The organism is Neobacillus sp. FW104-15D2 (assembly GCF_058790155.1).
This window is the reverse complement of sequence record NZ_JBYTCJ010000018.1, coordinates 78,276-92,382: the sequence shown is the minus strand read 5'-3', so window position 1 is coordinate 92,382 and position 14,107 is coordinate 78,276. Positions and strand designations below refer to the sequence as shown.

The 14,107-nt window shown below is 40.2% G+C and carries 9 protein-coding genes; 2 read left to right on the top strand and 7 right to left on the bottom strand.

Annotation, left to right across the window (positions count from 1 at the left end; all coding sequences use genetic code 11):
• Position 1: 1 nt before the first annotated feature.
• Positions 2 to 412 carry a vWA domain-containing protein gene (locus AC3WR0_RS15220; RefSeq protein ID WP_492553102.1) on the top strand — a complete coding sequence of 137 codons (411 nt, stop codon included), beginning with the start codon at positions 2 to 4 and terminating at the stop codon, positions 410 to 412.
• 74 nt (positions 413 to 486) lie between these two features.
• Here AC3WR0_RS15220 and AC3WR0_RS15215 read toward each other — a convergent pair whose 3' ends face one another.
• The 4 genes from AC3WR0_RS15215 to AC3WR0_RS15200 all read right to left on the bottom strand — a co-directional run bounded on the left by AC3WR0_RS15215 (position 487) and on the right by AC3WR0_RS15200 (position 8,405).
• Positions 487 to 2,412: a S9 family peptidase gene (locus AC3WR0_RS15215; protein ID WP_492553101.1), complete on the bottom strand. Its 1,926-nt coding sequence runs from the start codon at positions 2,410 to 2,412 to the stop codon at positions 487 to 489.
• Positions 2,413 to 3,378: 966 nt separating this feature from the next.
• Positions 3,379 to 3,741 carry a c-type cytochrome gene (locus AC3WR0_RS15210; protein ID WP_492553100.1) on the bottom strand — a complete coding sequence of 121 codons (363 nt, stop codon included), beginning with the start codon at positions 3,739 to 3,741 and terminating at the stop codon, positions 3,379 to 3,381.
• Between the two features lie 390 nt (positions 3,742 to 4,131).
• The gene (locus AC3WR0_RS15205; protein ID WP_492553099.1) at positions 4,132 to 7,263 is read right to left on the bottom strand and encodes an AAA family ATPase; all 3,132 of its coding nucleotides are present in this window, start codon (positions 7,261 to 7,263) and stop codon (positions 4,132 to 4,134) included.
• Positions 7,260 to 8,405, bottom strand: a complete 1,146-nt coding sequence (locus AC3WR0_RS15200) for an exonuclease SbcCD subunit D (RefSeq protein WP_492553098.1) — start codon at positions 8,403 to 8,405, stop codon at positions 7,260 to 7,262. Before AC3WR0_RS15200 ends, AC3WR0_RS15205 begins: the two co-directional genes overlap by 4 nt.
• Before the next feature lie 421 nt (positions 8,406 to 8,826).
• Between AC3WR0_RS15200 and AC3WR0_RS15195 the strand changes: the two genes are divergently transcribed.
• Positions 8,827 to 10,164, top strand: coding sequence for an arsenic transporter (locus AC3WR0_RS15195; RefSeq protein ID WP_492553120.1), 1,338 nt, complete (start codon positions 8,827 to 8,829; stop codon positions 10,162 to 10,164).
• Between the two features lie 652 nt (positions 10,165 to 10,816).
• On the opposite strand, the gene AC3WR0_RS15190 is transcribed toward AC3WR0_RS15195, so the two are convergent.
• The 3 genes from AC3WR0_RS15190 to AC3WR0_RS15180 form a co-directional block, all read right to left on the bottom strand.
• Positions 10,817 to 11,485, bottom strand: a complete 669-nt coding sequence (locus AC3WR0_RS15190; RefSeq protein ID WP_492553097.1) for a DUF2642 domain-containing protein — start codon at positions 11,483 to 11,485, stop codon at positions 10,817 to 10,819.
• Between the two features lie 115 nt (positions 11,486 to 11,600).
• Positions 11,601 to 12,815 carry a spore coat protein gene (locus AC3WR0_RS15185; protein ID WP_492553096.1) on the bottom strand — a complete coding sequence of 405 codons (1,215 nt, stop codon included), beginning with the start codon at positions 12,813 to 12,815 and terminating at the stop codon, positions 11,601 to 11,603.
• Positions 12,816 to 12,939: 124 nt separating this feature from the next.
• Positions 12,940 to 14,031 carry a CotH kinase family protein gene (locus AC3WR0_RS15180; RefSeq protein WP_492553095.1) on the bottom strand — a complete coding sequence of 364 codons (1,092 nt, stop codon included), beginning with the start codon at positions 14,029 to 14,031 and terminating at the stop codon, positions 12,940 to 12,942.
• Between the last annotated feature and the right edge of the window lie 76 nt (positions 14,032 to 14,107).

Below are 14,107 nucleotides of genomic sequence, written 5' to 3'. Positions count from 1 at the left end.
GTTGAGATGGCATAAAACGGTTCTTTCCATGATACAGCAGCGTCAGGATAAAAAGGTAGCGTTGGCTGTAGATACTTCTACTACAGAGTTCCCTGCCCTGTTAATTAACAACATCGTTAAGCTGTTCGAACAACTTAAACCCGATACAATACTTATTCAAGCCGATTATAAAATTAGAAGTATTGCTCCAGCAAAGAGTGATACCATAAAATTCTTTAATCATGGCAAATCTTCTTATACATTAGTGTTAGAATGGGCCGCGGAAGAGAAAATAGACTCTCTCTTTTATGTAACGGATGTAACAGGCTTCCTATCTGAGGAAATACAGGAAGTTGATTTTGAAATGTTTTGGCTCGTGCCGGGAATGACATTACCACGTGTTCCGTTTGGAAAAGTAATTAAGGTAGCATAAAAAAAGGGAAGCGCAGACTATAATCTTCCTTAATCAAAAAATCCCTCACTTTTGTGAGGGATGCACATGTAATTTTAGAGGTTTTCGATAGAAACGGGTTCAATTTCATCAGCTGGTTCATAACCAAAGACTCTGCTGTAAAAATAAAATTCGCCATCGAGTGACCGCTTGATATTTTGAGCCATTCGGAAACCATGTCCCTCGCCCTCAAAGGCAATATATGCGACTGGCAAACCTTTTTTCTTCAACGCTTCCACCATCAGCTCAGCCTGGTTTGGAGGAACAATTTTATCATCAAGTCCTTGAAAGAAAATAACCGGGCAGGACAATTGATTAGTAAAATTAATCGGTGAGCGTTTGTAATAGATCTCCTTAGCCTCTGGATAAGAACCTAGTAAACCGTCCATATATCTTGATTCGAACTTATGAGTCTCCCCAGCAAAAACCTCCAGTTCGCTTAGTCCAAAGTGGCTAGCTCCTGCCTTGTAAACATCAGTAAATACAAGCGATGCCAAGGTGGTATATCCGCCTGCACTTCCTCCAGCAATGGCAACTCGATTTTGGTCGACTTCCCCTTTTTCGATGAGATAGCGGACGGCATTCGCGCTATCCTGTACATCAACCACTCCCCAATTGCCTTTTAACCTGTCGCGGTATTCCCGGCCATATCCGGTTGAACCTCCATAGTTAATATCAACCACAGCAAACCCCCGGCTTGTCCAGTATTGGGTTGACAGACTGAGAGTAGATGAAGACGCAGAAGTAGGTCCCCCATGCACATGCACTAATAAAGGTGGTTTTTCATCAGCAGGGGCTGAAAAGTCAGGATTTTTCGGTCGATAGTATATGGCATACGCTGTCTTGTTTCCCTCAGTTGGATACTCAATGGATTCTGGCAGAGATAGGTATTGCTCATCCACTGACAATTCGGATGACGCTTTGATCACTTCTGGATGACAGGTCTCTGCGTTCATTCGAATCACACGTGGGAATTCTGTAGGTGATGCCGCGATAAAGGCAACATCTGTTCCATTTGAAGCAATGGAAGAAAATTGAGTAAATCCTATGTTAAGCGGAGTAAGCACCCCATTTTCAACGTCAATTTTGGAAAGGTTCCTTGCTCCGTTTTGAGTGTAAGCAGCAATAATGGTTGTGTCGTTGATAAAATCATAGTCAGAAATTCCAAATACCCAGCTTGGCGACCCAAACTCAGCATCCATAGAATAAACCTCTTCCACCTCATTACCTTTTAACCGCATAATGTTCCACCAGTTTGTCCGATCGGAAACAAAATAAAGAACACCGCTTGGAGACCAGACCGGCTGAATGACAGATTCCCCTGCTCCGCCCGCTGCCATCTTGGGATTGGATAAAGTTCCATCATCGTTTATTTCAGCAACCCAAAGTTCTGTTTCGTCCCATGGCATATTAGGATGATTCCATGTTAAATAAGCAAGCTGTTTGCCATCCGGGCTAATACGTGGGTTTGAGTAAAAATCATTTCCGGAGACAATGATGCGTTCATTCCTTCCGTCCAGGTCCATGGCAACGATAGTTGTCTCAGCAAAAATGGCAGATTTGGAATGGTCTTCACGAATCCAGTACATACGATTTCGCAGCTTATCAACCGCTGCATCAGCATATCTGCGATTTGAGTCAGATGTTAGTGAACGAATCTTGCCCTCATGATAAAGATATAACAAATTATCCTCGAAATTAGAGAAATATAGGTCTCCCCCATTCGAAATAAATGGAGCCCCTCCATATTCATGTACACGTGTCCGAACGTTATACGGTGCAGGTGTGAGTTCTGTTATTTTCCCATCGGCTGATTGGCACATTACGGTGTTGCGTCCTGCTTCAGATGGATGTGCCTCTGCCCAATAAAGATTATGGCCCTCAAAATTTACATTAACTAATGGAAGTGTGCCTTGCACAATCAGATCAGAAGTAATGGGAGATTTCCAGCTTCCATATGGCGAAGTTACTGTTTGACTCATATTTTTATTTCCTCCTACTCCAATTGGATTTATTACTTTATTTTATCATATATTATTTAAATATTTAGATTTACGAAAAAATTCTTTTATTGGTAAAATGCCCACCGATTCACCTCTGCCATCTTAATTTCCTATTTACCTGGCAGAATTTAATGGTTTGATAATATACGCCTTTTCAACAATAAAGCAGATCTATTCTACAAAATTGATGTTGTGTTCTACATTTTTGAATACCTGTTCTACAAAATCAAAGAAGCTTTCTACAAAGATGCGTCTTTTCAACAATAAAGCTGCCTATTCTACAGAATTGATGTTGTGTTCTACATTTTTGAATAACTGTTCTACAAAATCAAAAAAGCTTTCTACAAATATATGTTTTTTCTACAGAAGAGCAGACCTATTCTACAAAATTCATGTTGGGTTCTACATTTTTGAATGACTGTTCTACAAAATCAAAGAAGCCTTCTACAAAGATGCGTCTTTTCAACAATAAAGCAGACCTATTCTACAAAATTGATGTTGTGTTCTACATTTTTGAATGACTGTTCTACAAAATCGAAGAAGTTTTCTATAAAGATGCGTCTTTTCAACAATAAAACAGACCTATTCTACAAAATTGATGTTGGGTTCTACAACTCCAAAGCCTAAGAAGGAGGAGGTCGAATTACCGGCTTCTAAATCTTTCGCTGTGAGTGCGGTCCACGCTTCAGCCAATTCACTGCCTGCAAAGTAATCCGCTATAGACGGAAGATCATTTCTTGCAATGATTTTGAATTTCAAGTGTGAGGCAGAAACTTAAATTATCTTCCTCCTTTGCCCCCTCGCCGGCTGTTAGAATAGCATGAACTCTGCTAACCGCACATACCACGCCACACATAAAAAAGCACTGTTTATCAACAGCGCTTTCTTGGTATTTTGAAATGTAACATTTAATTTTGATTGCTATGTCCCCAAATGTATAGAGCGTTACTTTTGATCCCATAAATATTTCACAACGGCGGCATACTCTTCTTTTGATAAAGAGCCTGGAGCGCTTTTTGGCATATTTGTGCTGACAAAACTTGATAAAGCATCTTCCGTCTTAAAATCGGTATGGACCTTGGTTGAATCAAGCTTAATTTGCCCTCCTGTAATGTCGCCAGAACTATGGCAGGTAATACAGGACTTTTGGAATACCTCATCCCCTTTTAAGGCAGCAGTTGTTGTTGTGGTGGTTGAAGTTACTTTTTCTTTTCCTTTTTCTTTTTCGTTTTTAGATCCCGTTTCATTACTGCATGCACTTAACACTAATAATAAAACAAAGAGAAAACCAATCGCTAACTTTCTCAACCAGCCCACCTCGGTCCAATTAGTTTCTTGCGTTTGCTTGATTGTTTCGATTATCACATCATATTACTGAAGTCATAAATTTATACTTTCGTAAATAGCATTAAACATAAAAGAGTGTTGAATAAGCGAGCCCTGGTAGTAGGCTCGCTCACTAGAAATTATACGAAGAATGGATTACTACATCTTTCTTCTCTAATCGAGGCTCGACTCGGCTTTTATTTAGTTGCATAACGAAACAATAAACCACCTTTTAAGGCTGGGTGAGACATGATTTTTTTGAATGGCAGTTCTACAAAATCGAAGAAGCTTTCTACAAATCTTTCTTGGGGCGATTGAGTATTCGTAATAGAAAAGAGGCTTCCCCCTCCGAGGAATCCTCTTTTTTTCTATTTAAAATACAAATTGTGTTTTACTTCCGGTTTGAGTGGCAGTAACTTCAAGGCGAGCTCCAATTCGCTCTTTCAACTCAGGTACGTGGGAGATGATACCAACCAAGCGTCCGCTTCCCTGTATTTCAATCAGGGCTTCAATCGCCTGGTCGAGAGATTCCGGATCGAGCGTGCCAAAGCCTTCATCCACAAACATGGTTTCGAGAGAAACCCCACCGGCATAGTTTTGAACGACATCTGCGAGACCTAATGCAAGCGACAATGCGGCTTTGAAGCTTTCTCCTCCGGAAAGGGTTTTTACATGTCTTTCCTGGCCAGTGTATTGGTCATATACAAGAAGCTCCAGGCCGCTTTGCGCATTTCCTTTAGATTTATCTGTCTTTCTAAGCATTCGATACCTACCGCTTGTCATTTTTAACAGGCGAGTATTGGCTTCATGGAGAATATCATCCAAAAAGGCAGCCAAAACGAATCTTTCAAAGGTAATTCTGAATCGGTTCTGCCCTTTTGATATTTCATACAAGTGGCCAATGGTCTTATATCTTTCTTCATTTTCCTTCATCTCGTTATTAATTTGAAGGACCTTCTTTAGTATTTCCTCATTGTTTCGTTTTGCCAGGTATAGGTCGCGCTGCCTGTTTTCAAGTTCGCTTAGTTCCGCAGTGATGCTCCTAATTTGGCTTTCAATTTCCTGAAGGTCTGGCAGTTGAATATCCTTTAGCAAAACGGAAAGCTGGCTAAATTGATCGGAAATGGAACGAAGCTCCTCCCAATACGAGCGGATAGCCGTTTCAATTCGATTTAGCTCATTCTCCGGTTTTTTCGCTTCCTCGTAAAGACGATAGGTTTCAAAGCCCTGTTGGATCATTTGCTGTTTGAAGTCCTCGCGTTCTTTTTCAAGGCTGCTCTTACGATTATCAATGAGTTTCTCCGCTGCTTCTAATCTGGCTGCTGACGTACTGTGACTTTCCTTAGCATTTAGAAAGGCCTGTTGCGCATTTTCCAGTCTCTTTTTCAGTAGCTCATTTTTTGCCTGTGCTTCACGTACTGCCTGCTCGTAAAGAGATTCAGTCCTAAGGTTTTCAGGAATTGTTTTAATCATTCTTTCAAGCTGTGTAGTCTGCTGTGTATATTTCACGGTAAGGCCAGTTATCTCTGCTGAAAGCTCGGTAATCTGAGTGCGCCATTTTTCTTTTTCGCTGCTAAGCCTGTCAAGCTCTTCTACAATCTTAGATAAGCTTTTAATCCTACTGAAGAGCATTTCCTGTTCCTGGTTCAGTTTTTCTTTATCGCTCCTGAGTTTTCCCTTTGCTTCGGAGATCTCTTCTTTCCTAAAGTCAGAACGAACGGAAAGAATATCTTCCAGTTTTGAATTTACTTCTCTTTCCAGGCTGTTCTTATCCGACTCGGCTTTTAAATAGGCAGATTCAGCCTTACCCTTTTGCTGCTCCATTTTATCAGCCTGTGCTTTGGCAGCCTTTATCTCTCTGTCATCCGGAATGGCTGCAGTACCAGCGTGAGCAGGTAAAGGATGATGCTCTGAACCGCAGACCGGACATGCTTCTCCGCTTCTTAACCCTTCTGCAAGAACAGCTGCCTGCCCGTTTCTCCATTGCTGCTCCAGTTCTTCAACCGTTACCCTTGCGTCGGCCAGACTGGCTGCTTCTTTCTCAAATACGCCCTTCTTCAGTGCATAATCCTTTTCGGCCGCCTTCAGTTGAATCACTGACGCTTCATATTTATTTAAGAGATTCCATTCATTTACAAGCCTGTCCGATTTTCTTTCATTTTCCGAAAAAAGAACCTGCGCCTTATCAATGTTTTCCTTTTCGGCCTGCAAAACTTTCATCCGTTCTTCTGCCGCCACTAAGGACTTCTCTGCCATTTCGTGATTCCGTTTCTTATTGCCCAAATCCTTTTGCAGCTGATCTGCTGTCTTTTTCATTTCAGCAAAGGAATAAACATCTTCCTTTATCGTTTGAAGCCTGCTGCATTCTGCTGCTGCATCAATTCGTTCCTGTTCGCGGGCCGTCTCCTGCTGAAGCTCAACCGTGCTCTTTTCAAGCCTTTCAGCCAGGAGTTCAACCATTTCACGTGCCTGTTTCCCGTCGTTTTCAGCTTCCGTCAGCTCACTTTTTAAACGGTGACAGAGCTCTTCTTTGGCAGCCAGAAGATTAGCCTTATGTCCAAGAGCAACAGAGGCTTCCATTTGTTTAAATTCTTCCTTCTTCCCTTCGAGCGTTTCCTTCTGAACTTTTAGTCCCTCATGTCGGATAAATTGATCTGAAAGATTTTTTGCCTCCTGATGCTTGCGGAGCAGTTCGTCTCTTTCCGCTTTTTTCATATCGCCGCTTTTGGCAAGTTCTTCATACATTCCAGCCATTAAAGCTATTTCCTCTTCCAGCAAAGGCAGAATTACGACATCGTTTGTGCTTCCAGCTTCAAGATACTCCTTTAGCGGCTCATTGGCTCTTGCATCTATTCGGCGGATGGCCTCATTACGTTCCTTCACCTGTTCTTCGATTTCCTTTTTAAGAGCTCCAGCCTCAATCTTTAGTTTTTCTTCAACCATTTTATAAATCTCGGTATGGAAAAGGCGCTGAAGAATGACTTCTTTGTCTTTGCTGTCCGATGTTAAAAGCTTTCTGAACTCACCTTGGGGAATCATCAGGATTTGCCTGAACTGGTTGCTGTCAATCAGCATAACTTCCTTGATTTTTTCTTCCACCTCATTAATCTTCGAAGCAATCAGGGTTTTTTCACCTTTATCATTCCACGCATATAATTCGGCTCTTGCCCCAATGGTGGTTACTCCTTCACCAGACTTCTTTTTCCGTTCCTGCTGAGGTGCACGGGTGATATGATAAAGCTTGTCCCTTAAAGAGAAAACAAGTGAAACTTCTGTTTCGAGCTCCTCACTGGCAAACTGGCTGCGCAAGTCAGGGCCGTTCCGGTCCTCCCCGCTCGCTTTACCGTAAATCGCATAAGTTATCGCATCAAAGATCGTTGTTTTTCCAGAGCCTGTTTTTCCTGATATAACAAACATCGTCCGGTTTTCAAGCTCGGCAAAATCAATGATCTCTTCACCCGCATACGGCCCAAAAGCCTTCATGGTCAGCTTTATTGGTTTCATCTCCGAACCTCCTCCTTCAAAACCCGGTTAATGATGTCTGTCATAACATCCCTTTTTTCTTCTGTAAATTCGGAAGTTGTCATTTCCTCATAAAACTGCTCAAAAAGTTCAAGGTCTGTTTTCTTTTCACGCTGGGCAGAAGAAAACGCCGTTTTTTTCTTAATATCGATTAAATCAACCTTACGATCAAGGTGGAGAACGTTTGGATAAATTTGTCTTAATTTATTTATTGGATCAATAAGTGCCCCTTCATCAAGCAAAGTGACTTTAAGATAATCGTCGAGCTTTTGCTTTTCAAAAAAGTGAGGATCGAGCAGTTCCTCAAGATGGCCCTCAAGCTCTCTCATATCCTGTTTAGGAGAGAGAGAACGGGTTCGGTGTGTAAAACTGCCATTATCATTCATTTCAATGATGGAAATGGATTTTGTATGTTTAGCCTCCGAAAAAGAATACTTAAGAAGAGACCCCGAGTATTTTATTGTGTCATGGCGAATCGCTTCTGGGCTGTGCAGATGGCCCAGTGCAGTATAGGAAAAAGGTGCAAACAGGTCAGAATGGACGCAGCCGGAGGTTCCAACCGATAAGGTTCTTTCCGAATCACTGACAGCACCGCCTAATACGAATGCATGCCCTACAAGAACATTCGGTTCATTGGGATTGAGATTTTCTTCAATTTTTCCGATGACTGCTTTCATGGCATCCTGATGAGAATGGATGGTATCATCCCCGAGAAGTTCTCTGACAAGTCCTGGTTCTGCAAACGGAACAAGATAAAAATTAACACCGTTAATATGCACGGGCTTTAACTCTGCTCTCAGCTTGCCTTCCAAATAAAACTGGCTGTGCTTGTACCAGGAGCTTCCAAAGGAAAGCCGTTCCGCACTGTCATGGTTTCCTGAGATGGCCACAATGGGAGTTTTCAGCTCTACATTCAGTTTAAACAGAATCTCGTCGAGAAGTTCTACTGCATCGGTAGGCGGTACCGATCTGTCATAAAGGTCTCCCGCGATAACAATGGCATCAGGCTTTTCCTCTGCTACAACATCGGCGAACTGAAGCAGAACTTCCCGCTGGTCGTTCGTCATATAAACTCCATGAACCAGCTTGCCCAAGTGCCAATCCGCTGTATGTATAAACTTCATTCCTCTGCACCCCTTTTAAACTAAATTCTATTTTTTTACGATTCTTTTATTATATCAAAGTTGCCTATGTATCTTCTTATGTAAAAACAGGAAACTGGAACATTTGTTCTTTTTCATCTTAACAAAGTTTTCTTGGAGTTAGTACCTAAATAATACTACATATTCATCAAGCCCATCCCCCGGTGACATATCAAAGGCATCGCGCCCTTCATTCCGGTTCATCGCTGTTCCCTTGCCCAAAGATTTTGTCGTAAAAAAACTAGTTAAAACATGGAATTTTCTAAAATTAATGGATTCGTTTAGTACAACTACCCCTTGCGGCACGTATACATACAGTACAAATATATATATCAGACAAACTATCAGGAGGGTCGATTGCCTAGAAAAGAGGTGAAAATTATATGGATAATTTCGCTGCAGGATTTACAATCTTCTCTTTTTTTTAACAATGGTTCTTGTGCTATGGCGTCCAAGAGGATTAAATGAAGCAATACCAACAACCCTAGGTGCGCTCCTAGTCATTCTAAGCGGAACCGTAACAGCTGCTGATTTGGGAGATATAGGCTCAAAAGTTACCGGTGCTGCTATTACAATTATAGCTACCATGGTTATGGCTATATCACTTGAAAGCTTTGGATTTTTCCATTGGATGGCTTCGATCGTTTACAAAAAATCTAATGGATCAGGAAAGCGTCTTTTTTGGCTAACAAACCTGCTTTGCTTTATGATGACTATTTTCTTTAATAACGATGGAAGTATTCTCATAACAACACCCATTCTGCTGCTTTTATTAAAGTGGCTGAGGCTGGGGCCGAAAGAAAAACTTCCTTATTTAATCAGCGGCGCTATCATTGCGACCGCTTCAAGTGCACCTATTGGCGTAAGTAATATTGTTAATTTAATCTCTCTTGAGATCATACACATGGACCTGTACCTTTACACTAAAATGATTTTTGTTCCCGGCATAGCCGGCTTAATCTTACTCTCTCTCCTCCTGTATGCAGTTTTTCACAAGGAACTGCCTAAAAAGCTTCCTTCCTTCTCAATCGCTCATTTTCAGGGGGTAGGAGTCTCTCACCCACTACAATCAAAACCCGAAATAGCCGATTCCCAAAAAAGAAATAAAATCATGATACTTGTTCTAGCCTTTGTTTTTTTGGTACGTGCCGCCCTGTTTTTTGCATCCTATCTACACTTTCCTGTACCGGCCGTTGCGGTGGCTGGTTCAATTGGATTACTAACATGGAGGTGGATTTATCTTAAGATAAATCCAATGGATATCATTCCTAAGACCCCCTGGCATATTTTCATCTTTGCTTTTAATATGTATGTGATTATTTATGGACTCCATAATATCGGGCTTACCGAAAAGCTTGTCAGGTATCTGGAGCCTATGATATCAGGACATTTATTCCACGCGAGCTTTATAATGGGAGGGCTTCTGTCGGTACTCTCCAATATATTTAACAACCACCCTGCTTTGATGGTTGGTACAATAACTTTGACAGAGATGCACCTCTCACCTATTATACTAAAAACAATCTATCTTTCTAATATAATCGGAAGCGACATTGGTTCTCTTTTATTGCCTATCGGAACACTCGCGACCCTGATCTGGATGCATATATTAAAGCGGGAACGTTTCAAAATTTCCTGGAGTCATTATATAAGAATTACCTTTATAGTCATACCACCTACCGTCGTCTTCACTCTGCTATGTCTCTATATCTGGATAAAATTAGTTTTTAATACCGGATAAAACATTTAGGCTGCCTGAACAAAGCAGCCTAATTTTTTTATAAAAGGCTCTTTTCGTAAAATTTTTTTCCTTATAAAGTTATTGGCCCATGGAAGGACGAGTCAACCCGTTCAGACAGCTTCGGTAACTTTACAATTGATCCTGTCTTAATCAGCGGCCCATTCAGACTGCTTTAACAATTCCAAGTGCCACCTTGTCCGAATCCAGGGTCCCTTTAGACTGCTTTGACAATTCCAAGTCCTTCTTTTCCGAATACAGGTTACATTCACACTGTTTTGACCATTCCAAGTGCCTCCAAGTCCGAATCCAGGGTTCATTAAGACTGCTTTGACAAACAAGTGCCTTCTTGTCTGAATCCAGGGTCCATTCAGACAGCTTTGACCATTCCAAGTGCCTTCTTGTCCGAATCTGGTGTTCATTCAGGCAACTTCGACAATTTTCAGTATCTCCTTGTCCGAATCCGGGGTCCATTCAGACTGCTTCGTTAATTCCAAGTGCCATCTTGTCCGAATCCAGGGTCCATTCAGACTATATCCGGTAACAACATTCTTCGTACAAACAGCGATATAAAAAGAGAGGGATCTACCTTACAATGAAGAAAAAAAAGAAAAAACACTCCAGGTTATCAGGAGCGTCTCAAATGTTTTGATTATTATGGCATGTGAACTGATTTAAGATGATAGAGTTTCCAAAATACATTAGTACCGTCAGCGGTAACCAAAGTAACAATATTGTTTTCCAGCTCTTTTAATAATCCCACCTTGTCAGGATTGTCCCCCATATCAAAAACCACCAGCTGGCCTTTATATTTTTGAAGCTGTTCCTCAAATGTCCTTAATACAGGTATACCAGATGGAACCAGTGGAAGATTTTCCTTGCTTAAGGTGTAAGGAGTCAATTGGGTAATGTAAGGAGTCAGCCATTTTAAATGCTGCATCGAAATAAACATGGTTTTATAAATCGGGGAGTAAAATAATATATAATCATTCATTATATTGGTAATATACCCATGAATGGACCGATTGCCAGTAACAAATATCTCTAGAAATTGTCCCTTTGCATTATTTAGAGTTTTTCGATAAGACAAATGGGTTTCAGCCGGATTTTGTATCCGAAGGTTTTCTGGCGGTTCCCCAAAAATTTCAGGTTCTGCTTTCTGTCTGATACTATGCAAATGAACTAAAGGAATATAAAGAAATTTTACTCCATTAAAAATCACAATAATATCCAGACCATAATCAATTAATATTCCATTAAAAATGGTCCCCCCGGATATCTCCAGATCCACTTCTTTTCCCAAAAGTGTTTTTAATCCGTTCATCCTTTAACATCCTTCCATGTTTTATTACAAGTTATTCAAAAACGGTGCACCAGTAAAAGCTACCAATGCACCTGCCAAAGGAACTATTTATTTTAAAAGTGATCACCTATGACCATTATGGTTTCCATAAATAATCAATAACTCTAACTACGCTGCCCACATCATCGCGTCTTCTCGAAGTATTTCTCCTGTTTCCGCTTCTGCGGTTTGATGTTCTTCTCCGGTTTGATGTTCTTCTGCGGCTTGATGCGCTTCTGCGGTTTGATGTTCTTCTCCGGTTTGATGTTCTTCTGCGGCTTGATGCGCTTCTACGGCTTGATGAACTTCTCCGATCTGATGAACTTCTCCGATCGGATGAACTTCTGCGGCTTGATGAGCTTCTGCGATCGGATGAACTTCTGCGGCTTGAAGAGCTTCTGCGGTTACCGCTGCGGCCTGTTGATCTTTCATGACTAGAGCTTTCAAATGAGGAGCTTTCTTGATTGGAATTCTCACCTAGTTGCTCTTGATTTGATTCCTGTTCATTATTTTCCTTATTTTTTTTATTTTGCTTAAATGCCCCCTTTGGTCCTAAGCAAATGCTTTTAATGTGATAAGGATGAATCCTCATAACTTCTTGGTTGTTAACAAGCGTGTAATGGCCGCCAGTATTTTCAACCAATACACCCTCTACTGCTTCCGGCCCGTGACCGTTGATAGAAACCCACTGATGTGAGAAATGGCTGAATACTTCATGAAAATTCAGTGGATTATGCCACTTAGGAACAATTACTTCCTGTTCACCGTTTTGCTGGCCGTTGTCATTTTGAAATTTAGATACACTCTTGATGTGTTGTGAATTTAGATAAAGGATGCCATCATCCTCATTAAATAAAACGATATAGTCATTATAGACTCCTACCAATAATCCCAATTTTGAATCTGGTGCTGAAAGATTTATCTGGATGGTTTCGTCCACTAATTCTTCTAATAATAAGTTGAAATTCTCAGCTTTAATAAATTCTGGTTCTTCCAACTCTAATTCCATTAATTGCATCGAATTTGATTTTGAATCCTCAATAATACTTTTTACATGAATTGTATTGTAATAAACAATAGTCGGCTCTTGTTGTTTTTGATTTTGCTGTTTTTCGGTTTGATTACCGTTTGTGTTGCCATTATTATTGTTTTGTACACAAATTGTGATATAGTCCGACTTAACATCAAGCAATTTTCCTGTTTTGGATAATGGTCCGCCTTTATAAATTTTTACATCCTTCCCTTTTAACGCTTCCAGAAAGGAATGAAAGGACCGCTGACCGTCATCTCGATTCATTTTTGCTTTCTCCATGTTTATCCTCCTATGCTCCTAAGCATTAATAGTGATTTATATAATGTATATATACGTATCATGCAGGGACACGGAACCTATTAATTGCCCAAATTAGGAAAATTCAGCTTTTGCCTATTAGCCATCAATTAAATTTTCCTAATTCGCTTTTGATAAACGCATTTCTTTTTTCTATAAAAGAATAAATAAACTCTGGTTCCCTATCAAAATAATCAATCTTATCCTTTATATATGGATCCAAGCAGATTACAGGACGGATATGATTGTAAAGGGCTTCAATCTTCGGCTTTAAATTATCAAGTGTAAATAGTTTTTTTAATGAATTTTCAAGAAGATTACGGTATTTTTTCCTGAAGTTGTCAACATATAGTAGACGTGCAGTGAGAGTATTAAATCCTTCAATTCTTACATAACTTGCTGACATATACTTTCCGTTTACATCTCTTCCCCAGGTGGCATCGTAATCCCAAGGTATTACTTCAAAAAGACCGGTTTCTGAGTTTTTGTACAAAGAATAGTTATGGACAAAACCATCATAGTTTTGAGTCATAATTACCCCAGCCATCCATTTTAAATATTGGTCGACGTTTACCATATGAACAATTTCACGTTCAAATTCATTATTAGGTATGGTATTAATCCTATAAATCAACTGCTCCAAACAAAAATTATCCCGCTCGGTTCCAACTTTCCGTTCATATCCCAGAAAAAGAGATTTTTTAGTTTCCTTATCCAAATCACTGACCAGCGAGAAATTGGCATCTCCATCAACTGCATAAAAAATAGCACCTTCTGGTAAACCTCTTTTCTTCAAGAAGTTTTCATCAACCGATTCTATCTCCAAATAAACCCCTTCTGCTTTTCCATTAATTTTTAAAAAGACATGTCTGGAACTGGGAGCAAGGCAGCCTAGCTCAGAAAAAAAATCAAAAGACAGCTTATTTCTTAATAAAGAAGTATCCATATATTCTGCGTTTACATGAATATCTTTTACCCCTTTAAAAATTTGAGGTTTGTAAAAAGATATCTGATATGACTTTTTCTTAAAGTCACGAATATGGGAGCCGCGGTAACGAAGATCAACCTCCAGCCTTTTACCATCAGCTTTCATTTGGGCTGGCAGAGGATCATCACACCAAATATCCCTCTTGAGTTCTTTTATATCCATCGGATGAATGAAAATATGATAAACAGGAATTTCTGCACTAATGTCCATTGGTTATTCCTCCTTCCCTTATAAATATGAAGAAGAGATAAACGTTGGCACATTGGGCTTCGCCTTTTTGCATAAA

Coding starts and splice junctions, on each gene's coding strand:
- AC3WR0_RS15215 (WP_492553101.1), bottom strand. CDS start 2,412: ATGAGTCAAACAGTAACTTCGCCATATGGAAGCTGGAAATCTCCCATT.
- AC3WR0_RS15205 (WP_492553099.1), bottom strand. CDS start 7,263: ATGAAACCAATAAAGCTGACCATGAAGGCTTTTGGGCCGTATGCGGGT.
- AC3WR0_RS15200 (WP_492553098.1), bottom strand. CDS start 8,405: ATGAAGTTTATACATACAGCGGATTGGCACTTGGGCAAGCTGGTTCAT.
- AC3WR0_RS15190 (WP_492553097.1), bottom strand. CDS start 11,485: ATGAACGGATTAAAAACACTTTTGGGAAAAGAAGTGGATCTGGAGATA.
- AC3WR0_RS15185 (WP_492553096.1), bottom strand. CDS start 12,815: ATGGAGAAAGCAAAAATGAATCGAGATGACGGTCAGCGGTCCTTTCAT.
- AC3WR0_RS15180 (WP_492553095.1), bottom strand. CDS start 14,031: ATGGACATTAGTGCAGAAATTCCTGTTTATCATATTTTCATTCATCCG.